General features: G+C 70.0%; 17 protein-coding genes and 1 tRNA gene. 11 read left to right on the top strand and 7 right to left on the bottom strand.

What is annotated here, in order from left to right; genetic code table 11:
* Positions 1–8 precede the first annotated feature (8 nt).
* On the top strand, positions 9–587 hold the full coding sequence (orn, locus tag PCQ86_RS15420) for an oligoribonuclease (RefSeq protein ID WP_011806464.1): 579 nt from the start codon (positions 9–11) through the stop codon (positions 585–587).
* Positions 588–869: 282 nt separating this feature from the next.
* Positions 870–2,729, top strand: coding sequence for a DEAD/DEAH box helicase (locus PCQ86_RS15415; RefSeq protein ID WP_270174140.1), 1,860 nt, complete (start codon positions 870–872; stop codon positions 2,727–2,729).
* Between the two features lie 287 nt (positions 2,730–3,016).
* Here the strand turns inward: PCQ86_RS15415 and PCQ86_RS15410 are convergent, their stop codons facing one another.
* The 4 genes from PCQ86_RS15410 to PCQ86_RS15395 form a co-directional block, all read right to left on the bottom strand.
* Positions 3,017–4,252, bottom strand: a complete 1,236-nt coding sequence (locus PCQ86_RS15410) for a multidrug effflux MFS transporter (RefSeq protein WP_172208087.1) — start codon at positions 4,250–4,252, stop codon at positions 3,017–3,019.
* A 180-nt stretch (positions 4,253–4,432) separates the two neighbouring features.
* On the bottom strand, positions 4,433–4,921 hold the full coding sequence (locus PCQ86_RS15405; protein ID WP_011806461.1) for a copper chaperone PCu(A)C: 489 nt from the start codon (positions 4,919–4,921) through the stop codon (positions 4,433–4,435).
* 93 nt (positions 4,922–5,014) lie between these two features.
* Positions 5,015–5,407 (bottom strand): DUF2946 family protein, encoded by a 393-nt coding sequence (locus PCQ86_RS15400; RefSeq protein WP_041836083.1) that lies wholly within the window; start codon positions 5,405–5,407, stop codon positions 5,015–5,017.
* A 77-nt stretch (positions 5,408–5,484) separates the two neighbouring features.
* Positions 5,485–6,225, bottom strand: a complete 741-nt coding sequence (locus PCQ86_RS15395) for a Crp/Fnr family transcriptional regulator (protein ID WP_270174139.1) — start codon at positions 6,223–6,225, stop codon at positions 5,485–5,487.
* Between the two features lie 75 nt (positions 6,226–6,300).
* Here PCQ86_RS15395 and PCQ86_RS15390 point away from each other — a divergent pair, with 75 nt between their 5' ends.
* From PCQ86_RS15390 to PCQ86_RS15350, 9 genes are all read left to right on the top strand, one after another.
* Positions 6,301–8,454, top strand: coding sequence for a TonB-dependent receptor family protein (locus tag PCQ86_RS15390; RefSeq protein ID WP_270174138.1), 2,154 nt, complete (start codon positions 6,301–6,303; stop codon positions 8,452–8,454).
* A 10-nt stretch (positions 8,455–8,464) separates the two neighbouring features.
* Positions 8,465–9,595 (top strand): ABC transporter substrate-binding protein, encoded by a 1,131-nt coding sequence (locus PCQ86_RS15385; RefSeq protein WP_047349836.1) that lies wholly within the window; start codon positions 8,465–8,467, stop codon positions 9,593–9,595.
* Entirely contained in the window at positions 9,580–11,538 is a 1,959-nt protein-coding gene (locus PCQ86_RS15380) for a TonB-dependent receptor plug domain-containing protein (protein WP_270174137.1), read from the top strand. Before PCQ86_RS15385 ends, PCQ86_RS15380 begins: the two co-directional genes overlap by 16 nt.
* Before the next feature lie 85 nt (positions 11,539–11,623).
* Positions 11,624–15,634: a cobaltochelatase subunit CobN gene (gene cobN / locus PCQ86_RS15375; protein ID WP_270175456.1), complete on the top strand. Its 4,011-nt coding sequence runs from the start codon at positions 11,624–11,626 to the stop codon at positions 15,632–15,634.
* Between the two features lie 13 nt (positions 15,635–15,647).
* Positions 15,648–16,193, top strand: coding sequence for a MotA/TolQ/ExbB proton channel family protein (locus PCQ86_RS15370; protein WP_047349833.1), 546 nt, complete (start codon positions 15,648–15,650; stop codon positions 16,191–16,193).
* On the top strand, positions 16,190–16,519 hold the full coding sequence (locus tag PCQ86_RS15365; protein ID WP_015914020.1) for a DUF2149 domain-containing protein: 330 nt from the start codon (positions 16,190–16,192) through the stop codon (positions 16,517–16,519). Before PCQ86_RS15370 ends, PCQ86_RS15365 begins: the two co-directional genes overlap by 4 nt.
* Before the next feature lies 1 nt (position 16,520).
* Entirely contained in the window at positions 16,521–17,312 is a 792-nt protein-coding gene (locus PCQ86_RS15360; RefSeq protein ID WP_015914019.1) for an ABC transporter permease, read from the top strand.
* Positions 17,309–18,142: an ATP-binding cassette domain-containing protein gene (locus tag PCQ86_RS15355; protein ID WP_270174136.1), complete on the top strand. Its 834-nt coding sequence runs from the start codon at positions 17,309–17,311 to the stop codon at positions 18,140–18,142. The genes PCQ86_RS15360 and PCQ86_RS15355 overlap by 4 nt, the downstream gene beginning before the upstream one ends.
* Positions 18,143–18,204: 62 nt before the next feature.
* The gene (locus tag PCQ86_RS15350; protein WP_270174135.1) at positions 18,205–19,425 is read left to right on the top strand and encodes an NnrS family protein; all 1,221 of its coding nucleotides are present in this window, start codon (positions 18,205–18,207) and stop codon (positions 19,423–19,425) included.
* A 118-nt stretch (positions 19,426–19,543) separates the two neighbouring features.
* Here the strand turns inward: PCQ86_RS15350 and PCQ86_RS15345 are convergent.
* From PCQ86_RS15345 to PCQ86_RS15335, 3 genes are all read right to left on the bottom strand, one after another.
* A tRNA-Lys gene (locus PCQ86_RS15345) sits at positions 19,544–19,619 on the bottom strand.
* 83 nt (positions 19,620–19,702) lie between these two features.
* Complete coding sequence (locus tag PCQ86_RS15340; RefSeq protein WP_270174134.1) at positions 19,703–20,680, bottom strand: GMP reductase; 978 nt, start codon at positions 20,678–20,680, stop codon at positions 19,703–19,705.
* Positions 20,681–20,871: 191 nt separating this feature from the next.
* Entirely contained in the window at positions 20,872–21,579 is a 708-nt protein-coding gene (locus PCQ86_RS15335; RefSeq protein WP_442874434.1) for a hypothetical protein, read from the bottom strand.
* Positions 21,580–21,605: the final 26 nt, after the last annotated feature.

The raw sequence follows: 21,605 nt of genomic DNA, 5'->3' as shown, positions 1-21,605 counted from the left end.
TTCCCGGCATGTCTGACACTGCCAACCCTACTGTTCCCGCGCTTGCCAAATCCGACCAGAACCTCGTCTGGCTGGACTGTGAAATGAGCGGCCTCAACCCCGAAACCGAACGCCTGCTGGAGATCGCCGTGGTCGTCACCAGTGCCGACCTCACGCTGCGTGTCGAAGGGCCGGTGTTCGCCATCCACCAGGCGGACGCGGTGCTGGACGGCATGGACGCCTGGAACAAGGGCACGCATGGCCGCAGCGGCCTCATCGACAAGGTGCGCGCCTCCACGGTCACCGAGGCCGATGCCGAGCGCGAGCTGCTCGCCTTCCTGTCGCGCTATGTACCCAAGGGCGTGGTGCCGATGTGCGGCAACAGCATTGGGCAGGACCGGCGCTTCCTGGTGAAGTACATGCCCAAGCTGGAGGCGTTCTTCCACTACCGCAATGTGGACGTGAGCACGCTGAAGGAGCTGGCCAAGCGCTGGAAGCCCGAGGCCTACAGCTCGTTCAAGAAGGCGCAGCGCCACACGGCCCTGGCCGATGTGCACGAATCCATCGACGAACTACTGCACTACCGCACGCATCTGCTGGCCGTTTGATCCCCGTTTGCGGGAAAACCCGAATCGTGCGATAATCACAGGCTTGCGTGAAAACGACCCCCAAACCCGACTGAAGGTTTGGCCGCATCGCGCAGCCCTTGCGCATCTCCCTTCTCACAATGGGTTGCGGGCCTTGAACGGTTTCCAGCGTTCCAGTGCCTGCGTCAATGACCCACCCGCCCAGCTCTCACTGCTGGTGCAGGTTTCGTTGGATGGTTGATGTTTTGATGAACCACTGACGAAGCCGCCGCGGGTTGCACCCGCGCGCTTCATACATACGACATGACAGACACCATGCACGTGCAGGGCGAGATCGCGCCTGCCCAATCCCCTATGGCCGCTTCGATTGAGGCGCCTGTTTCTCCTACCACCGCCGCGCCCGCTCTGCCCGCCGGCTTCATCGAACTGGGCCTTGCGCCCGAACTGGTGCAGGCTGTGGCCGACCTCGGCTACACCGAGCCCACGCAGGTGCAGACTCGCGCGATTCCCTTGGCCATGGGCTCGGGCGATGACGCGAGCTTCATCGATCTGATGGTCTCCAGCCAGACTGGCAGCGGCAAGACTGCGGCCTTCCTGCTGCCCGTGCTGCACACGCTGATCCGCCAACAGGCCGAGGCCGAAGTCGCCGAGCGCGCCGCTTTCGAGCGCGCCGCCGCCGAGGCGGCCGCGCGTGGCGAGGCCCCCCCGAAGCGCCCCAAGCGCAAGAACCCCACGCAGGCGCGCAACTTCAAGGCGGCGACGCCCGGTGCGCTGGTGCTGTGCCCCACGCGCGAACTGGCGCAACAGGTGGCGCACGATGCCATCGATCTGGTCAAGCACTGCAAGGGCCTGCGCATCGCCAACGTGGTGGGTGGCATGCCCTACCAGTTGCAGATCGCCAAGCTGCAGAATGCCAACCTGGTGGTGGCGACGCCGGGCCGCCTGCTGGACCTGCAGCGTTCGCAGCAGATCAAGCTGGACCAGGTGCAGTTCCTGGTGGTCGATGAGGCCGACCGCATGCTGGATCTGGGCTTCTCCGACGACCTGGCCGAGATCAACCAGCTCACCGCCCAGCGCAAGCAGACCATGATGTTCAGCGCCACCTTCGCGCCGCGCATCCAGCAGCTCGCCATGCGGGTGATGCACGACAACGGCGCGTCTGTGAAGAAGATCCAGATCGACACGCCGCAGGAAAAGCACGCCAACATCAAGCAGATGCTGTACTGGGCCGACAACGCGCAGCACAAGCGCAAGCTGCTGGACCACTGGCTGCGCGATGCCTCCATCGACCAGGCCATCGTGTTCGCCAGCACCCAGGTGGAGTGCGATGGTCTGGCCAATGACCTGCAGCAGGAAGGTTTCAGTGCCGTGGCTTTGCACGGCGCCCTGAGCCAGGGCCTGCGCAACCGCCGCCTGATGGCGCTGCGCAATGGCCAGGTGCAGATCCTGGTGGCGACCGACGTGGCCGCGCGCGGCATCGACGTGCCGACCATCACCCACGTCTTCAACTTCGGCCTGCCCATGAAGGCCGAGGACTACACGCACCGCATCGGCCGTACGGGCCGCGCCGGCCGCGATGGTTTGGCCGTGACCTTTGCCGAGTTCCGCGACCGCCGCAAGATCTTCGACATCGAGGGCTACAGCCGCCAGCAGTTCAAGGCCGAGGTGGTCGCGGGCCTGGAGCCTACCCAGCGCTTCCCGCAAGGCGGCCGCGCAGACTTCGGCGGTCGTGGCGGGCGTGATGGCCACCGTGGCCCGCGCGAGCAGCGCTTTGGCCGCGGCGGCAGCGAGCGCGGCTTTGGTGATCGTGGTGGCTATGGCGACCGTGACCCACGTGGCAGCTACGGCGACCGTGGCGGCTTTGCCGACCGCGGCCCGCGCGGCGCAGCCCCCCGCTCTGGCGAGGGCTATGGCGCACCGCGCGGTGGCGATCGTGGCAACAGCTTCGGCGGCCGCCGCGACGGTGAAGGCTATGGCCGCAAGAGCGGGTTTGGCGAAGCCTCCCGGTTTGGTGACGCCGGCCGCCATGGTGGTGGCCGCGGTGACGCTGCAGTACCCCGCGCAGACTTTGGCCGCAAGCCCGCGTTTGCCAAGCCGCAGGGCGCGGGCAAGCCGTTCGTACCCCACGGTGCCGGCAAGCGCCCGGCGCGCAACGACCGCTAAGCCGGCAGCGCGGCCCCCATGACAAGCCAGCCCTCTCGTCGAGGGCTGGCTTTTTTATTGCGCGCCAACTCCCCGTGAAGCGCACCGGGGCCGCGCAGGAGATCAACAACCCGTTCGTCCGGGCCGGGGCCGTGGACCTTCTCGGAGGGCAGGCTATTGCGGCTTGAGGGGCGAGTTGCTGGACGTGGCCGTGCACCGGTCCGGGGCCGGGGAGGTAGACGCAGAAGCTGCACGACTGCGGCGCCAGGGGCGCCGGTCGCCGCGGCACACGGGGCCGCGCGCCACTCTCAGCCCACGTGCATGGTGTGGCGGCCGATGTCCGGCCAGCGGTGGTGCAGGTAGATCCAGGACACCAGCCCCACCAGCATCAGCAGCAGTGAGGCCGCCGCCAGCGCCAGGGCCGAATGCATGACCAGCGGCGCCACTACGCCCGCCACCAGGCCGTTGGCCGTGGCGCCCACGAATGCCTGCAGCGACGAGGCCATGCCCCGGCGCTGCGGGTACAGGTCCAGCACCAGCAGCGTGACCACGGGCACCATCAGGGCCCAGCCGAACGAGAAAATGCCGATGGGCCACAGCGCCCACGACACATGCGGCGCCAGCGCCAGGTTGGCGCCCAGGTTGAGCAGCGCCATCGCCAGCATGATCACGAAGCCGTGGCGGATCTGGCGCTTGGGCGGGATGCGACCGGCCAGCCGGCCGCTGGCCCAGGCGCCGCCCATGATGCCGGCGATGTTGATCACGAAGAACCAGAAGAACTCCGTGGGCCCCAGGCCCAGCAGCTCACCCAGGAAGGCCGGGGCCGACAGCACGTACAGGAACATGCCGTTGAACGGCACGCCGCTGGCCAGCGCCAGCAGGATGAAGCGTGGGCTGGTGCCCAATTCCCAGTAGCCGCGCAGCAGGTGGCCCATGTGGATCGGCTGGCGCTTGTGCGCGGGCAGCGACTCGGGCAGCAGGCGCCAGTTGGCCACCCACAGCAGCACGCCCACGCCCGTCAAAAACCAGAACACGCTGTGCCAGCCCAGGTGCACCGACAGCCAGCCGCCCACGATGGGCGCGATGGCCGGCGCCACGCCGAAGAAAATCGTCACCTGCGCCATGACGCGCTGCGCCTGCGTGGGCGGGAACATGTCGCGGATCACGGCGCGCGACACCACAATGCCCGCGCCGGCCGACAGGCCCTGCAGCGCCCGGAACGCTACCAACTGTCCGATGCTCTGCGACAGCGCGCAGCCCAGGGAAGCGAGCGTGAAAACGGCCAGGCCCCACAGCACCACGGGCCGACGCCCGAAGCTGTCGGACAGGGAGCCATGGAACAACGTCATGAAGGCGAACGCGAACAGGTAGGCCGACAGCGTCTGCTGCATCTGCACCGGTGTGGCCTGCAGCGCGCCCGCGATGGCGGGGAAGGCGGGCAGGTACGTGTCGATGGCGAACGGCCCCACCATGCCCAGCAGAGCCAGCAGGATGGCCAGTGCCCAGCGCGGCGCGCGCCACAGGTGTTTCGCGTCAGAGTGCATGGTGTGGGAAATCGGGGGAGGGCGCGCAACGCAGGCGCCGTGCAAAGCGCCGCATTATCGGCCAACCCCCTCGTCCGCGCCCGCGATGGATGCGTGTGGAAGCTATGCTATTGATAGCTGTCAGCGCTTGCTGTGCAAGCGCTAGAGGTCTAAAAAACCTTCAGCCGTACTGGATGAGCCTCAATGGCCGCCGTGCGGCTTGCCATGGCCCATGGCCGGCGCGGCCGTGGCGCTGACGGCGCGCACGGGCGCCTGCAACTCCTGTGTCGTGCGTTGGCCATCCTTGGCTTCGAAAACCAGCGTCAGGGGCACGGTCGAGCCTTGGGCGACGGGCTGCTTCAGGTCCAGCAGCATGATGTGGTAGCCGCCGGGCTTGAGTTCCACGGCCTGGCCGGCTGGCAGATCCAGCGCGGGCAGCGGGCGCATCTTCATCACGTTGTCCACGAGCTTCATTTCATGGACTTCGGTGACGCCGGCCACCGGGCTGCTGGCGCTGACCAGGCGGGCATCCTGCGCGGCCGTCAGGCGCATGAAGGCGCCGGTGGCCTTCTGCTGCGGCACCGTGGCGCGCACCCAGGCGTCCTGCACGGTGACCTGGGCGTGGGCTGCGCCGGCCACGAGCAGGGTGGCGGCGACGGCGATGCGGGAGACGAGCGGTTGGGAGAACATGAAAAATCCTTGAAAAAACGATGGGGCAGGCGGTCAGCGCTGCCGTGGTATGCGAGAAGAGTGCGGGTGCACGGGGGCCCGTGCCCGCCGTTTTCAAAACGGTGCGAGGGCGAGTGGCGCCGCAGGCGGGGCGCGCGGCGGGAAAGGCGCGCGGCTGAGCGCCGGTACATGGGTCTGGCGCACCACATCCGCAGATGGGACATGCGAGAGCTGCTGCAGGCCGCGCCACGGGGGTGCATCCAGAGCGGGCAGCAGGGGCGGCAGGCACAGGGCGCAGTCCAGCGCATGCGTTGGGTGGGAGGCATCGTTGGTGCCCACCGCGCTGTTGCCGCCGGCGGCAACCCAGCGCTCCTCGCCCGAGGCGGTGCAGACGCGCTCTAAATGGCCTGCCTGCACGAAGGGCGCTGCCGTCGCCACGCCCAGCGACACGGCAAAGCACGCCAACAACAGGCGTGCCAGGTGACGGGCGTTGCGCAGGATGTGCATGGTGGGCGCATTATCGGTGGGTGAGGGCGCGCCGGCCAGCCGCCAGCCACCCAAGTTGCGGCCCTGTGGCCAGGGCGTCAGAACGTGCGCGTGCCGGGCGCGGCGAGTTGACGCAGCTGGTGTGCATCGCACAGGCGCCAGGTGCGCCGCTCGCCGCGGATCCAGCCTTTGGCCTGCCACTGGGCGAGCAGGCGGTTCAGCGTCTCGGCGCGGATGCCCAGGCGCGCCGCCAGGTGCCGCTGGCTGGTGGGCAGCTCGACCGGCTCGCCGCCCTCGCTGCACCGCGCCACCAGGTAGGCGGCCAGGCGCTGCTGCGCATTGCTGCTGGTGAGCCAGTCCACCTCGTTCACGCAGTGGTACAGGCGCAGGCTCAGCGATTCCAGCAGCCGCAGCGCCAGCAGCGGGTGGCGCTCGCACGCCGTGCGCAACGCCTGCCGGGGAATGCGCCAGACCCGCGTGGCGCCTTGCGCGCGCGCCGTCATCGGATAGAGCCCGTGCGGCATGAACATGGCCGCCTCGGCCACCCACTGCCCGGGGGTGAAACAGTGCAGCATGCGCTCCTCGCCCGTGGCGTCATAGCGCAGCACTTCCACGGCACCTTGCGCCACCAGCAGGCAGTGGCAGGCGGCTTGGCCTTCGTGGAACAGCGTTTCCCCGTCGGGGTGCGTGCGCGCGAGGGCATGCTGGGCCAGATCCTGCAATGCCGGCGCCGGCAAGCCCTGCAGCAGCGCGTTGGTGCCCAACAGGCTGCTCGCCTCTCTGAAGCCGCTCTGTTGCGCGTCCGCCGCGCCGCCCGGGGTCGCGTTGATAAAAGTCATTTCATATTCCGGTTATGTGGTGGCATGCTTTGAGAATACGAATGAATCGCATTTATTTCAAATTCTCTCACTTTCATGCCGCCGCACCACCTTCCTTCCCTTCGCTCCAGTCTTCGTGCATGGACCCGCACGACGGCCCCCGCCCTGGCGCTGCTGTGCCCGCTGGCGATGGCGGCCGAGCCTGCTCCGGCGCAACTGCCCACGGTGACCGTGCGTGCCGAGGGCGATGCCGAAGCGGCCGCGCCGCTGCGCCCCTCCGTGGCGGCGGAGCAGCAGCGCCTGGACCGCGTTCCCGGCGGGACCAACCTGGCCACTCCGCAGCAGGAGACGCGCCTGGCCACGCTGCGCGACGCCCTGGACTACCAGCCGGGCATCGTGATCCAGGACTTCTTTGGTGCCACTGACCAGCCGCGCCTGTCCATACGCGGGTCGGGCATCCAGAGCAACCCGCTGAACCGCGGCGTGCTGCTGCTGCAGGACGGACTTCCGCTGAACGACGCAGATGGCTCCTTCATCATCGGCCTGGTGGAGCCGCGCAATGCCGCGTTGGTCAGCGTGCGCCGCGGCGCCAACACGCTCATGCCGGGCGCGACCACGCTCGGGGGCGAGTTGGACTTCCAGTCGCTCACGGGCGCCGATGAGCGGGGCCGCGTGCGCACCGAGGTGGGCAGCTTTGGCCGCCAGGCGCTGCAGGGCGCGGTCGGCCTGCAGGGCGCGCAGTGGGATGGGCGCATCAGCGTGAGCGGCGACCGCTACGACGGCTACCGCCACCATTCGGCGTCGCAGCGCGATGCGCTGCATGCCAACGTGGGGTTCCAGGCTGCCGGCGGGTTCGAGAACCGCACCTACCTGTCGTGGACCGATCTGGACTTCGACATCCCCACCGTCGTGCCCAAGGACCGCGTGCGCACCCAGCCGCGCGGTGTGATGGGCGACGGCGCCACGCCGCAGGACCAGTTGCTCAACGTCTACCGCCGCGACCCGCGCCGTGAAGCCACGCAGCTGCGCCTGGCCAACCGTTCGCGCTGGGGTGACGATGCGCTGCGCCAGGAGTTGGGCGTCTACTGGCAGGACACGGACGACCTGTTCAACAACCAGACCAGCTACACCATCACCCGCAGCCGCACGGCAGGTGCGCAGTGGCAGGCCAGCGGGCAGACGGCCGGTCCCCTGGCCTGGCGCGCGGCGCTGGGCTGGTCGCGCAGCCGCATGGACCGCGATCTAGACGCCACCAGCCCCGTGAACGGGGCAGCGCTGCAGCGCTTTGGCGCCTATGACCTCACGGCCGACAACCTGCAGGCGCTGCTGGCGGCCGACTGGCGCCTGGCGCCGGCATGGACGCTGGTCGGTCAGTGGGGCTGGAGCCACCAGACACGCGACGCCGCCAGCCGCCTGGACGGCCGCACGCTGCAACAGCAGTGGAGCTTTTCCACGCCCAAGGTGGGGGTGAACTGGACGCCCACGCCGGCCGTGCGCTGGTGGGCCAACTTGAGCCGCAGCCAGGAGGCGCCCACATTCTGGGAGATCGTCTCCGCCACCGTAGCGCCCAACGCCCCCGCGGCGGCCACCAGCGAGCTGGTGCGGCTGGACCTGCAGCGCGCCACCACCTTCGAGGTCGGTGGGCAAGGCCGCTGGGGCGAGGGTGCCCGTGCCCTGCACTGGACGGCTGCCGTGTACCGCAGCCAGGTGGCCGGCGAACTCATGAGCACCACCGATGCCAACGGCATCAAGGTGGGCACCTACAACTACGCCGGCGGCACGCGCCACCAGGGCGTGGAGGCAGGGCTGTCGGGCAGTTGGCAGCTGGGCATGGGCGCACTCGACTGGCGTGGCTCCTGGACGTACAGCGACTTCCGCTTCAAAGACGGCATCTACGCCGGCAACCGCATCGCCGGCGTGCCGCGCCACCTGATCAATGCCGAGGTGCTGTGGCGCGTCGCCACGGGTGCGGGTGTCTGGCGCATGGGTCCCAGCCTGCGCTGGATGCCCACCGACACGCCCACCGACCACGCCAACACCGCCGGCAGCGAGCAGGACGCCTACGCGCTGCTGGGCTTCAAGCTGGAATGGAAGAGCGGCCCCTGGACGGGCTACCTGCAGGCCGACAACCTCACCGACCGGCGCTACGCCAGCAGCTATGCCATTCGCAACCAGGCCACGGCAGCGCAGCCGGGCTACCTGCCGGGCCTGGGCCGCAACGTGGCGGCGGGCGTGAGCTACCAGTTCTGAGGGAGATGCGATGCTGACGAACCCTGTGCAGTCCGTTGACCAGGGCCGCCGCCGCCTGCTGCAGACCTCGGGTGCGTTCGCGCTCGCCGGGTTGCCGGCATGGGGCGCGGCGGCTCCCGCTGCGCCTGCCGCTCCTGCCGCGCCGCTGGCCCGCCTGGTGCTGGCCGGGCCGCCAGCCATCGTCTCGGCGCCCCTGATCCACATGGCCGAGACTCAGGCGCTGGCGGGCGTGGCCGAGCGTGTGGAGTTCACCCCCTGGCGCGACCCCGACCAGTTGCGCGTGATGGCCTTGGGCCGCAAGGCGGATGTGCTGGCCATGCCCAGCAACGTGGCGGCCAACCTCTACAACCGTGGCGCGGGCGTCACGCTGCTGAGCATCTCCACCTGGGGCGCGCTGTGGATCGTCACGCGTGATGGCGCGCGGCGCACGCTGGCGGATTTTCGCGGCGAGGAAATCGCCGTGCCTTTCCGCGGCGACATGCCGGATCTGATGCTGCAACTGCTTACCGCCCGGCAGGGGCTGGACGTGCGGCGCGACTTCCGCGTGCGCTACGTGCCCACGCCCATGGAAGCCATGCAGTTGCTCATCACACGCCGGGTGCGCCATGCGCTGCTGTCGGAGCCCGCCGTGTCCCTGGCGCTGCGCAAGACGCAGTCCTTTCCCCTCGGGCTGGTGGCGCCCGCGCTGCACCGCGGCGCCGATCTGCAGCAGGAATGGGGCCGTGTGTTCCAGCGCGCGCCGCGCATCCCGCAGGCGGGTATTGCCGCTGTGGGCGCCCTGCGCGGGCAAGGCGCCGCGCTCGCGGCCGTGGACGCAGCCTATGCGCGCTCCGTCGCCTGGTGCCGCGCCCATCCCCAGGAGTGCGGCCGCATGGTGGCCGCACGCATCGACCTGCTGACCCCCGACGCCGTGGCCGACGCGCTGGCCACCAGCCAGCTGGACGCGGTGCCGGCGCAGCGGGCGCGCGCCGAGGTCGACTTCTTCTTCCAGCAACTGCTCGCGCGCGACCCCGCGCTGCTGGGCGGGCGGCTGCCCGACTCCGGTTTCTTCCACTCTCCCGCCCAGCCCCACGCCAGCAATGCGGCGCCAGCGTCCAGCCACTGCGGTCTTTCCTCAGGACGTTCATGCCACACCACTTGATCCATGTGACCCTTTGCCGTCGCCATCCGCTGGCCCTGGCCGCCTTGCTGTGCCTGTCGGGCGCCGTGCGTGCCCAGGCCGCGGCCGAGGCCCCCGCCGCCACCGCCACCGCCCTGGCGCCCGTCACCGTGACCGCCACACTGACCGAGCAGGACGCTCGCACGGCGCCCGCCAGCGTCACCGTGATCACCGCGCAGGACCTCGCCGAGCGCAACGCGGCCGACCTGCTGGACGCCGTGCGCGGCGCGCCGGGCATCACCTTCAGCGCGCGCCAGGTGGGCGGGCGCAAGACGCTCGCGCTGCGCGGGCTGGAGGGCAAGCACACGCTCACACTCATCGACGGGCGGCGCATCAGCGCGAGCGACGACGTGATCGGCCATTCCGACTACCAGTACGGCTGGCTGCCGGTGTCGGCCATCGAGCGTGTGGAAATCATCCGCGGGCCGATGTCGGCGCTGTACGGGTCCGAGGCGCTGGGCGGCGTGGTCAACATCATCACGCGCAAGCCGGGCGACCGCTGGATCGGCTCGCTGGGCTTCAACGCCGCCTTCCCCGCCGGCGGCGAGGCCGCGGCCGAAGGGGGCGCCTCGCTGTTTGCGGCGGGCCCACTGAACGACCGGCTGCGCCTGTCGGTGAATGCCGAGTACGCCCACCGCGACGCCGTGGCGCAGCGCGAGGACCCGCGCTACAGCGAGATCGAGGGCCGCAAGCCGCGCAGCCTGGGGCTGAACGCCGAGCTGGACCTGGCGCCCGGCCACCGGCTGGAGGCCGGCGTGACCGATGGCGAGGAGCGGCGCTTTTACGACGACGTGAGCGGCACGCGCCCCTATGCCAACCGCTATGACCTCGACCGCCGCCAGACGCACGTGGGGTGGAAGGGCGAGATAGGCGCCTGGAAGGCGCAGGCACGCGCCTACCGCAGCGAGATCAGCGTGCGCAACAGCCGCACCAACGGCGTCAGCCCCACGCGGGCGCAGGACATGACGGACGATGTGGTGGACGGCCACGCCACCACCCGCTGGGGTGGCCACCAGGTCACCGTGGGCGGCGAGTGGCGCAATGAAGAGCTGGTGAATTCCGGCCTGCTGAACGGCCGCGACGACGTGTCGCACAAGGCCCTGTTCGTGCAGGACGAGTTCGCGCTGGGCACGAACCTGCTGGCCACGCTGGGGCTGCGCGCGGACCACCACGGCATCTTCGGCTCCGAGCTGAGCCCCCGCGCCTACCTGGTGTGGGAGGCCAGCCCCGCGCTGGTGGTCAAGGGCGGCCTGGGACATGCCTTCAAGGCGCCTACGCTCAAGCAGATCTCGCCGAACTATGTGGGCGCCGAGGGGCCGCACACCTTCCGGGGCAACGCCGACATCCAGCCGGAGACCTCCAACTCCTTCGAGATCGGGGCCGACTGGCAGGTCAGCCCGGCCTGGTCGCTGCGCGCCACCGCGTTCCATACCGAGGTCAAGCAGCTCATCACCTACCGCCTGATCCAGCAGGTGGGCACGCGCCGCACCTACCTCTACGACAACGTGGACGCGGCGCGCATCCAGGGCCTGGAGGCCGGCTTCACCTGGGCCATCACCGACGCGCTGCGCTGGAGCATGGACGCCACGCTGCTGCGCACCCGTGACAAGGCCACGGGCGAGCGCCTGTCCGACCGGCCGGACACCAGCGTGGCTTCGCGCCTGGCGTGGCGCGTGGCGGGCTGGGACGCGCAGCTGGGCGCCGAGTACACGGGCCGCCAGACCAGCTCCGGCCAGCGCCTGCCCGCTTACACGCTGTGGAACGCGAGCGTGGGCCGCGCCTGGGCGCTGGGCGCGCACCAGCGGCTGAACCTGCGCGCCGGCCTGGAGAACCTGGGCGATCTGCGCCTGGCGGAGAAGTCCCCCGCGTTCGGCTATGCCGAGCAGGGCCGCCGCGTCTTCGTGAGTGCGCGGCTGGATTTCTGAACGCTTTGCGCGGGCGGTATTGTTTTGATAGCTGCTCGCGCTTGATACACAAGGGTTGGAGGCCGATTTGCTTAAAAAATGGTTGATGGGCCTGATGCTGCTGCTTGCGGGCGCGGCGCAGGCGGCATCGGTGCTGTTCATTGCCACGGGCAACGTACCGGCTGGCAAGTTCCATCAGTTGGCCGAGATCGCGCGCCCGCACGGGCTGACCGTGGAGGTGCGCTTCCTGGGCAGCCTGCCCGCCGACGTGGACGGCGGGCTGTGGCGTGGGCATGACGCGGTGTTCTTCGACAGCTACCTGCAGGACGAGGTGCGCGCGCGTCTCACGCGCGCGCTGCCCGCCCTGGCGGTGCCGCACGCCTGGCTGTACGACGCGCGTACCGCCTGGGGCGGCGGCCTGCCCGAGGCCGTGGCGCAGCGGCTCGTGCGCTACTACGCCAGCGGCGGGCGCCAGAACTTCGAGGGGTTCTTCGCCACGCTGGCCGCACAGTTGCAGGGGCGCGACGCGCTGGGGGCGGCGCCGGCGCCTGTGGTGTTCCCCAAGACCGGCATTTACCACCCGCGCACGCCGGGCCTGGTGACGGCCGACCCTGCCGCGTACCTGCACGCGCAGGGCGTCGACCCCACGGACGGCCAGCGCCGCCCCGTGGTCGCCATCGCCCTGCACCAGCAGTACATCGCCTCGATGCAGACGGCATTCATCGACGACCTCATCGCGCGCATCGAAGCCGCCGGCGCCACGGCGCTGGCGTTCTACACGCCCATGCTCGACCCGGGCGGCGTCACGCGCGTGCTGCAGCCCGGCGGCGCGGGCACGCCGGTGCTGGCCGACGTGCTCATCAACACGCAGATCATGTTGAACGCCGACGAGCGGCGCGCCGAGTTCACACGGCTGGGCATGCCCGTGCTGCAGGCCATGCCCTACCGGCGGGGCGACGAGGCCGCGTGGGCCGCCAGCCCGCAGGGCGTGGCCCTCATGGACGTGCCCTTCTACCTGGCCCAGGCCGAGTACGCGGGCGTGGTGGACATCCAGGTGGCCGCCGCCACGCGCGCGGGGGACGAGCAGGTCGTGCCCATCGCCGCGCAGGCCGCCGCCGTCGTCGGCAAGGCGATCAACCTGGTGGCGCTGCAGCGCAAGGCGAACGCCGACAAGCGCATCGCCGTGTTCTTCTGGAATTACCCGCCGGGGGAGAAGAACCTGTCGGCCTCGTTCCTCAACGTGCCGCGCAGCCTGCAGGCCACGCTGGCTGCGCTGCGCGGGGCGGGCTACGACACCCAGGCCGCGGACGAGCAGCCGCTGATCGCGCAGTTGCAGCGCCTGCTCGCGCCCGCCTACCGCGACGGCATGCTGGCGCCCTTGCTGCGCGATGGTCTGGCCGACCGCCTGCCGGTGCAGGAATACCGCGCCTGGCTCGCCACGCTGCCCGCGGCCACGCGCAATGCGCTGCACAAGAGCTGGGGCGCACCCGAGGACTCGTCGATGGTGGTGCGCGAAGGCGGCCAGGCGTTCTTCGTCATCCCGCGCCTCATGCTGGGCAAAGTGGCGCTGCTGCCGCAGCCGCCGCGTGGCGAAAAGTGGGCAGACAAGGAGAAGTCGCTCTACCACTCCACCAGCGCTTGGCCTTCCCACCACTACCTGGCCGTGTACCTGTGGGCGCGGCGGAACGTGGGCGATGCCTTCGTGCACTTTGGCACGCACGGCAGCCAGGAATGGCTGCCGGGCAAGGAGCGCGGCCTGGCCGTAACCGACCCCGGCATGCTGGCCGTGGGCGACGTGCCCGTGGCCTACCCCTACATCGCCGACAACATCGGCGAGGCGCAGCAGGCGCGCCGGCGCGGGCGCGCGGTGATCGTGAGCCACCAAACGCCGCCGTTTCAGCCCGCGGGGCTGCATGCGCAGCTCACCGCGCTGCACGACCTGCTGCACGCCTGGGTGGCGCAGGACGAGGGTGCGGTGAAGGAGCGCATCGCCGCCGATCTGCTGGGGGGCGCCGAGAAGCAGCGCATCGTGGCCGACATGGGCCTCACCGCCGCGCAGGCGCGCGCCGACTTCGCGGGCTTCGTCAACCAGTTGCATGCGCACCTGCACGAACTGGCCGAGACCGCCCAGCCCCTGGGCCTGCACACGCTGGGCACCGCGCCGGCCGACGCGCACCGCCTGGGCACCGTGCTGCTGATGCTGGGCCGCCCTTACTGGGAGGCGGCCGCGCGCCATGCGGGCACACCGGCCGAGGACATCGACGAAGCCCTGGTGGGCGACTACGAGCGCATGGCGCAGACCGTGCCCTACCGCCTGCTGGCGCGCCATCTGCTGGAGGGCGAAGCCGACGATGCGCTGCCCGCGCCGCTGCGACACCACATGACCCAGGCGCGGCAGTGGTGGCAGGCCATCGGCGCACAGAACGAACTGCCGGCGCTGCTCGCCGTGCTGGCGGGGCGGCACCTGCCCACGTCCTACGGCGGCGATTCGCTCAAGAACCCCGACGCCTACCCGACGGGCCGCAACCTGTATGGCTTCGACCCTTCGCGCGTGCCTACCCCGCAGGCCTGGGAGGCCGGCAAGCAGGCCGCCGAGCAGCTCATTGCCGCCTACCGTGAACAGCATGGCGGCACCGCGCCCACCAAGGTCACCTTCTCGCTCTGGTCGGTGGAAACCATGCGCCACCAGGGCATGCTGGAGGCGCAGGCGCTGTGGCTCATGGGGGTGGAGCCGGTGTGGGACCAGGGCGGGCGCGTCACCGGCGTGCGGCTGGTGCCGCGCAAGCAGCTCGCCCGTGCGCGGGTGGACGTGGTGCTGTCGGCCACCGGCCTGTACCGCGACCATTTCCCCAACGCCATGCAGCAGCTTGCGCGCGCCGCGCAGCTGGCCGCGCAGGCCGACGAGCCCGACAACCCCGTGGCGGCCAACGCCCGCGCCATCGCCCAGCGGCTGCGCGCGCGCGGCATGGCGGAGGGCGTGGCGCTGCGCGCGGGCCAGACACGCATCTTCTCTTCCGAGTCGGGCCGCTACGGCACGGGGCTGGACGACGCGGTGCTGGCCACCGACACCTGGCAGGGCAAGGCCGAGGGCGACCGCAAGCTCGCGCAGCTCTATCTCTCGCGCATGCAGTACGCCTACGGGCCCGACGAATCCGAGTGGGGCAGCCTGCCTGCCGCGCAACGCGGCGGCAAGGACGGGACGGGCAACCTCTATGCCGAGCACTTGCGCGGCACGCAGGCCGCCGTGCTCTCGCGCAGCTCCAATACCTACGGCATGCTGACCACGGACGACCCGTTCCAGTACCTGGGCGGTATTGCGCTGGCCGTGCGCCACCTCGACGGCAAGGCTCCGCAGCTGCTCATCAGCAATCTGCGCGGGCCGGGCAGCGGGCGCGTGGAAGGCGCGCCGCAGTTTCTCGCCAAGGAGCTGGCGACGCGCCAGTTCCACCCCGGCTACATCCAGGGCCTGATGAAGGAAGGCTACGCGGGCACGCTGCAGGTGCTGGACGCCACCAACAACTTCTGGGGCTGGACGGCCGTGGCGCGTGAGATCGTGCGCGACGACCAGTGGCAGGAGATGGCTGACGTGTACGTGCGCGACAAGCACCGCCTGGGCCTGGATGCGTGGTTCGAGCAGCACAACCCGCACGCCCTGGCGCAGACCATCGAGCGCATGCTGGAGGCCGCGCGCCAGGGCTACTGGCAGGCCGATGCGCAAACGCTGCAGACGCTCAAGAGCCGCTGGCGCGACCTGTCGCGGCGCTTCGACGTGCGCAGCGACAACGCGCGCTTTGCGTCCTTCGTTGCCGAGGGGGCGCCGCAGGCCGCCGCGATGGGCTTCGGCCTGCAGTCGCCTGCGCGCGCCGCGCGTCCCACGGCAACGCCATCCGTGGCCCCGCAAGCGCCGACGGCGCCTGAGCCGCAGGCCCCGCCCGAACCGGCCCCCGAACCCGTGCCGCCACCGCCCACGGTAACGGGCATGCGCCTGGCACCCGTGGAGCCGGTGCAGCCCCCCCGACCCACGCTGGCCACGGCCGCGCTGGGGCTGCTGCTTGCGGCCATCACCGCGGCAGGCGCCCTGCGCCAGCGCCGGCGCACCCTTGTTCCATCCCATTGAACCTCGATACACCATGACCAATCCGATCGAATCGGCGATGTACGTCGCCAGCCAGCTTTTCCTCTATCCCGTGCTCATCGCCATCGCGCTGCTGTTCGTGCATGCGTTCTATGCGCTGGGGGCTTTCGCATGGCAGGCGTGGCAGCGCCACCGGGGCCAGCCCGGCGGGTTTGAACTGGCCACCGCGCGGGCGCGCAATCCGGCGCTTTCGCTGATCGACCTGGAGGCGCTGGCCACGAAGCGGCTGGAGTTCGCCCGCATTGCCACCCGCGTGGCGCCCATGCTGGGTCTGGTGGCCACCATGATCCCCATGGGGCCTGCGCTCATGGCACTGGCCGACGGGCAACTGGCCGACGTCTCGCGCAACCTCATGGTGGCGTTCTCGGCGGTGATCCTCGCGCTGCTGGCGGCGGCCATCAGTTATGCCGTGGTCAACGTGCGCCGGCGCTGGTATGCCGTGGACCTGGCCGTCATCGAACAGGGTGCGCCGGTGCAGCCGCCCGCGCCGGCGCCCGTGCACGACCCCGTGGCCGCGCTGGCGATGGAGGGGGTGCAATGAGCCGCCTGCGCCTGCTGGACGACACGGAGACGGATGACCCCATCCTCTCGGTCGTCAACCTCATCGATGTGTTCCTGGTCATCATCGCGGCGCTGCTGCTGGCGGTGGCCAACAGTGCGGTCAATCCCTTTGGCAGCGAATCGGTCACCGTCATCAAGAACCCCGGCCAGCCCAGCATGGAGGTGATCGTGAAGGACGGCCGCAAGATCGACCGCTACCGCGCCAGCGGCGAGATCGGGGAGGGCGAGGGCGCCAAGGCCGGCGTGGCCTACCGGCTCAAGGACGGCTCCATGGTCTACGTGCCCGAGCCGGGGGAGGGCGGCTGACATGGGCCTTGCCTGGCGCTGGCTGCGCGGCATTCCCGCGTACCTCTGGAGCGGCTGGGGCGCGGCTGCCAGCCTGCTGCTGTTCGTGGCGCTGTGGGAGTTGGGCGCGGGCTTGTATGGCCCGCTGATCCTGCCCGACCCGATGACCACCTTCGCCACCCTGTGGGGCCTGGTGCAATCGGGCGTTGCCTGGCCCGAGCTGGCCGTGACCGCGCGGCGTGCGCTTGCCGGCCTGCTGCTGGCGGTGACCGTGGGCAGTGCGCTGGGGCTGCTGGCGGGGCTGTCGATGACGGCCTCGATGATGGCGCGGCCCTGGGTCACGCTGCTGCTGGGCATGCCGCCCATCGCCTGGCTGGTGCTGGCCATGCTGTGGTTCGGCGCGGGGGATGGCACGCCGGTGTTCACGGTGTTCGTGGCCTGCCTGCCGGTGGTGTTCATCGGCGCGCTGCAGGGCACGCGCACGCTGGACCACCACCTCAAGGACATGGCGCGCGCCTATCGCCTGCCCTGGCGCATGCGCCTCACCGATCTGTACCTGCCGCATGTGGCGGCGTACCTCTTCCCCGCGTGGATCACGGCGCTGGGCTCGTCGTGGAAAGTGGCCGTGATGGCCGAACTGCTGGCCACCAGCGACGGCGTGGGCGCGGCGCTGGCGGTGACGCGCTCGCACCTGGACACGGGCGCATCGCTGGCCTGGATCTGCGCCGTCGTTGGCAGCCTGCTGGTGCTCGAGTACGCGCTGCTGGAGCCCATCAAGCGCGAGCTGGAGCGTTGGCGGGGAGCCGGCACATGAGCGGCTTGCAGATTGAGGCGCTGCACCACGCCTACGGGCCGGCGATGGTGTTGCAAGGCATCGATTTGCAGGTGCCACCAGGGCGCATCGTTGCGCTGGTGGGCCCCTCGGGCTGCGGCAAGACCACGCTGCTGCACCTGTGCGCCGGCTTGCTGGCGTCGCAGCAGGGCCGCATCGAGCAGCCCCTGCAGCCCACCGCGGTGATGTTCCAGCAGCCGCGGCTGCTGCCGTGGATGACCACCTGCGACAACATTGCACTGGGCCTGAAGGCCCGAGGGGCCGCGCGAGCCGAGCGCCACCGCCAGGCCGCCGAGATGGCGCAGGCGCTGGGCCTGCCGGTTGCGGCGCTGGCGCAGTACCCGGCCGAGTTGTCGGGCGGCATGCAAAGCCGTGCCGCGCTGGCGCGCGCGCTGGTACTGGCACCCGCGCTGCTGCTGATGGACGAGCCCTTTGCCGCGCTGGATGTGGGCTTGCGCAGCCAGTTGCACCAGTTGCTGCTGGCCCGGCAGGCACACACGGGCATGGCCGTGCTGTTGATTACCCACGACCTGATGGAAGCCGTTCGGCTGGCGGACGAGGTGCTGGTGATGGCCGCATCGCCGGGCCGCATCGTGGCGCGCTACCACCCGCCCGGCGCGGCGGTAGCGCGTGGCGACGCGCTGGTGCACCGCTGCGCGGCGGAGTTGCAGCAGCATCCCGCGGTGCGTGCCGCGTTCGGGTTGCCCGACAGGGCGGGCTCCGCCACGGACGCGGACGACAGCGTGGCGGCTGCGGGCACGTGGCACGCCACCGCCGCCATGGTCGGCGGGCCGCAGCGTAGTGGTTGTTGAAATTGATATGAAAAATGCCGCCAGCCATTGCAGGGAAAGCGCGAGCAGCTCCTTTTTTTGAAATGAATCACCCCGCGAACCTGCTGCGCAGCGGCCATCCCATCTGGATGTGCGGCATGCGCCCCTTCTTTGTATTGACCATGGTGGCGGCCATCGGCCTGCTGGGCTGGTGGGCCTTCGTGCTGGCGCTGGGCTGGCCCGTGCCCCGGGTGGTCGGCGGGCCGCTGGTGTGGCATGTGCATGAACTGGTCTACGGCTTTGCCATGGCGGCGGTGGCGGGCTTTGCGTTGACGGCGCTGCCGGAGTTCACCGGCAGGCCTGGCGCCACGCGAAGCCAGTTGCGCGCGCTGGTGCTGCTGTGGCTGTGTGGCCGGCTGGGGTTCTGGGTGTCAGGCCATGCCGGCGGTGTGGCGTTGTGGCTGGCGGCCGCGGCGCAGGTGGGCCTGCCGCTGGCGCTGCTGGCGGTGTTGGCACCCGCGCTGCGCAGCCCGCAAGGGCGACGGCACGGGTCGTTTGGCGTGCTGCTGCTGGCTCTGGCAGGAACGGCGGCGGGCTTCTACGCCGATGCGCTGCGCGGCATGGCGGGGCTGCGGTGGCTGCATGCGGCGCTGGGCGTGCTCATGTTGCTCATCGTGGTAGCGGCCAGCCGCATTTCGATGCGCATCGTGAACCGCGCCATCGAGCAGGTCACGCCGGGTGCCGCGCCCTACGTGGCCCGCCCGCCGCGGCGCCACCTGGCGGCACTGTGCATCACGTTGTACACCGCGGCCGAGTTCCTGCGCCCGGCGAGCGCGCTGGCGGGCTGGCTGGCGCTGGCTGCCTCGGCGGCGGTCTTTCACCTGATGGGTGATTGGCATGTCGGTGCCGCCCTGTGGCGTCGGCGGTTTCCGCTGCTGCTCTACGCCATGTACGCCTGCATGGCCCTGGGCTATGGCGCGCTGGGGCTGGCGCATCTGGGTGTCCTTCCCGGTACCGCTGCAGGCCGGCACCTGATTGGCATGGGCACGGTGGGGCTGGGCATTTACGTGGTGATCGCCATCGCCGGGCGTGCCCACGCCGGTCTGGCACCGGACCCCGGGCGGTGGGTGCCCCTGGGCGCGGCCGCGCTGCTGGTGGCGACGGCCGTGCGTGCGGCCGCTGGCGGGATGGGCGGGGGAGGTGGCTGGCTGGCCCTGGCGGCTGCAGGTTGGTGCCTGGCCTTCCTGGCCGTTCTGTGGCGCATCGGCCCGCCGCTGTGGCGGCCGCGCAGCGATGGGCGCCAGGGGTGCGATGGGCCTGAATAGGCGGGGAGGAGAAGGCCCGCATCAAGCGGGCGAAGGAGCGGGAGAGCCGGGCTGGCGTGGAGCCCAGATCGCCATGAAAAAAGCCGAATCCGCGCTGCGGATTCGGCTTGGCTGTCTTTGGTGGGCCCTGAGTGACTCGAACACTCGACCAACGGATTAAGAGTCCGCTGCTCTACCAACTGAGCTAAGAGCCCTCTCTTTTCAGAGGTGCCGCGTTGCAGCACAGCCATGGATTATGCACCATTTTTTTGCCTCGCTGCGACGTCGGCCGAAAAATTTACATCAACAGGTGCTCGCCAGCGTTGTCGCCGCCCAGGATCACGTAATTCACCTTGCGGATGTCCATGAGCTTTTTGCCGCCCGAATAGCTGATGGAGCTCTGGATGTCCTGCTCCATCTCGGTCAGGGTGTCCGCCAGCTTGCCCTTGATGGGCTCCAGGATGCGCTTGCCCTCGACGTGCTTGTACTCGCCCTTGTTGAAGTCGGACGCCGAGCCGTAGTACTCCTTGTACAGATCGCCGTCCACTTCCACGGTCTTGCCGGGCGATTCTTCGTGACCCGCGAACAGCGAGCCCACCATCACCATCGTGGCGCCAAAGCGCACGCTTTTGGCAATATCGCCGTGGCTGCGGATGCCGCCGTCGGCAATGATGGGCTTGGTGGCCACGCGCGCGCACCACTTCAGCGCCGACAACTGCCAGCCGCCCGTGCCGAAGCCGGTCTTGAGCTTGGTGATGCACACCTTGCCGGGGCCGATACCCACCTTGGTCGCGTCCGCGCCCCAGTTCTCCAGGTCGATCACGGCCTCGGGCGTGCCCACGTTGCCGGCGATCACGAAGGCCGCGGGGATCTTGGCCTTCAGGTACGTGATCATGTTCTTCACGCTGTCGGCGTGGCCGTGCGCGATGTCGATGGTGATGTACTCGGGGCAGATGCCCTCGGCCACAAAGCGGTCCACCGTGTCGTAGTCGGGTTGCTTCACCCCGAGCGAGATCGATGCGAAGCACCCTTGCGCATGCATGTCCTTGACGAATTGCACGTTGTCCAGGTCAAAGCGGTGCATGACGTAGAAGTAGCCGTTCTGCGCCAGCCAGGTGCAGATCTTCTCGTCGACCACCGTCTTCATGTTGGCGGGCACCACGGGCAGGCGAAAGCGGCGCCCGCCCAGCTCCACGCTGGTGTCGCACTCCGAGCGGCTTTCCACGCGGCACTTGCGCGGCAGCAGCAGGATGTTGTCGTAGTCGAAGATTTCCATAAGGTTCCAAGCTCCTGTAGAGGTCGCGCGCGAGGGATTTCGCGGGCGATGGGGCGCTTGGCTTGCTTTCCGGCTTTTGCGGGCCGCAGGCGTGATGGCCGGGCCGGTCCCTGCAGTGCGCAGGCACAAAAAAACCGGGCGCAAGAAACTTGGGCCCGGTGATTGATTCTACCCGCCGCGCTGCCTTCGCTTTAATGACCCGTGCCGCAGTAGGTGTGTGCGGCGCCTACCCAGTCGCCGCCATCGCCCTGCACCCAGGCCGCCATGCGCAGGCGCTCGGGCCGCGCTCCATCGGGTATACGCATGGGGCGGATCTCCAGCCAGCCGCCCCGCTCCTGTGAGGGGCGCTGCCCGCGCGCGTCCCACACGCCGTGAAAGACATTGCGCACCAGGTGGCGCGTGACCGGGCTGCCCTCGGTGCCTGCGGGTATTTCCTCCAGCATGAGCAGCGTGACCTGGAGGCGGCGCGGAGTCTTGCCATGCGGGGGAATGAAGCGCAGATGCGCGCCCACGTAGTCCGCCACTGCGGGCCCGTGGGCCACGCGCAGCAGGGCGGTGGTGGGCAGCGTGGGCAGGCTGCTCACGAAGGTGTCGCTGCGCTGCGGCACCTCGCGTCCCAGTGACCGCAGGCGTTCCAATGCATCGGGCGTGGCCGCGGCAGACAGCGGGGCATCTTCGCCCTGCGTGCCGGGCACGATCCAGTCGAGCACCAGCGCATCCCGGCCAGCAGCCGCGACCGCCGGCGGCTCCGCCCAGCAGCTGGCGCAGTCGGCGTTGAGAAAGCGCTCCACCAGCACCGTGGGCTTGGGCTGGGCGTCGCTGGAGCAGGAGGCGCGCGGCTGCGCCATCGCCAGGGGCATGGCGAGACAGGCAAGCAGGGTGAGCAGTGGATAGCGCATGGGTGCCATGGTTCCACAAAGCCCGA

The organism is Diaphorobacter sp. ED-3, from assembly GCF_027625375.1.
GTDB lineage: Bacteria > Pseudomonadota > Gammaproteobacteria > Burkholderiales > Burkholderiaceae_C > Diaphorobacter > Diaphorobacter nitroreducens.
The sequence above is the reverse complement of the archived record's forward strand: the minus strand, read 5'-3'. Positions and strand labels throughout refer to the sequence as shown.

Bases quoted from the DNA above. Each gene is read 5' to 3' on its own strand.
- PCQ86_RS15390 (WP_270174138.1), top strand. From the start codon at position 6,301: ATGCCGCCGCACCACCTTCCTTCCCTTCGCTCCAGTCTTCGTGCATGG.
- PCQ86_RS15360 (WP_015914019.1), top strand. From the start codon at position 16,521: ATGGGCCTTGCCTGGCGCTGGCTGCGCGGCATTCCCGCGTACCTCTGG.
- PCQ86_RS15405 (WP_011806461.1), bottom strand. From the start codon at position 4,921: ATGTTCTCCCAACCGCTCGTCTCCCGCATCGCCGTCGCCGCCACCCTG.
- PCQ86_RS15355 (WP_270174136.1), top strand. From the start codon at position 17,309: ATGAGCGGCTTGCAGATTGAGGCGCTGCACCACGCCTACGGGCCGGCG.
- PCQ86_RS15400 (WP_041836083.1), bottom strand. From the start codon at position 5,407: ATGCACATCCTGCGCAACGCCCGTCACCTGGCACGCCTGTTGTTGGCG.
- PCQ86_RS15395 (WP_270174139.1), bottom strand. From the start codon at position 6,225: ATGACTTTTATCAACGCGACCCCGGGCGGCGCGGCGGACGCGCAACAG.
- PCQ86_RS15415 (WP_270174140.1), top strand. From the start codon at position 870: ATGACAGACACCATGCACGTGCAGGGCGAGATCGCGCCTGCCCAATCC.
- PCQ86_RS15370 (WP_047349833.1), top strand. From the start codon at position 15,648: ATGACCAATCCGATCGAATCGGCGATGTACGTCGCCAGCCAGCTTTTC.
- orn (WP_011806464.1), top strand. From the start codon at position 9: ATGTCTGACACTGCCAACCCTACTGTTCCCGCGCTTGCCAAATCCGAC.
- PCQ86_RS15380 (WP_270174137.1), top strand. From the start codon at position 9,580: ATGCCACACCACTTGATCCATGTGACCCTTTGCCGTCGCCATCCGCTG.
- PCQ86_RS15410 (WP_172208087.1), bottom strand. From the start codon at position 4,252: ATGCACTCTGACGCGAAACACCTGTGGCGCGCGCCGCGCTGGGCACTG.
- cobN (WP_270175456.1), top strand. From the start codon at position 11,624: ATGGGCCTGATGCTGCTGCTTGCGGGCGCGGCGCAGGCGGCATCGGTG.
- PCQ86_RS15385 (WP_047349836.1), top strand. From the start codon at position 8,465: ATGCTGACGAACCCTGTGCAGTCCGTTGACCAGGGCCGCCGCCGCCTG.
- PCQ86_RS15350 (WP_270174135.1), top strand. From the start codon at position 18,205: ATGAATCACCCCGCGAACCTGCTGCGCAGCGGCCATCCCATCTGGATG.
- PCQ86_RS15365 (WP_015914020.1), top strand. From the start codon at position 16,190: ATGAGCCGCCTGCGCCTGCTGGACGACACGGAGACGGATGACCCCATC.
- PCQ86_RS15340 (WP_270174134.1), bottom strand. From the start codon at position 20,680: ATGGAAATCTTCGACTACGACAACATCCTGCTGCTGCCGCGCAAGTGC.
- PCQ86_RS15335 (WP_442874434.1), bottom strand. From the start codon at position 21,579: ATGCGCTATCCACTGCTCACCCTGCTTGCCTGTCTCGCCATGCCCCTG.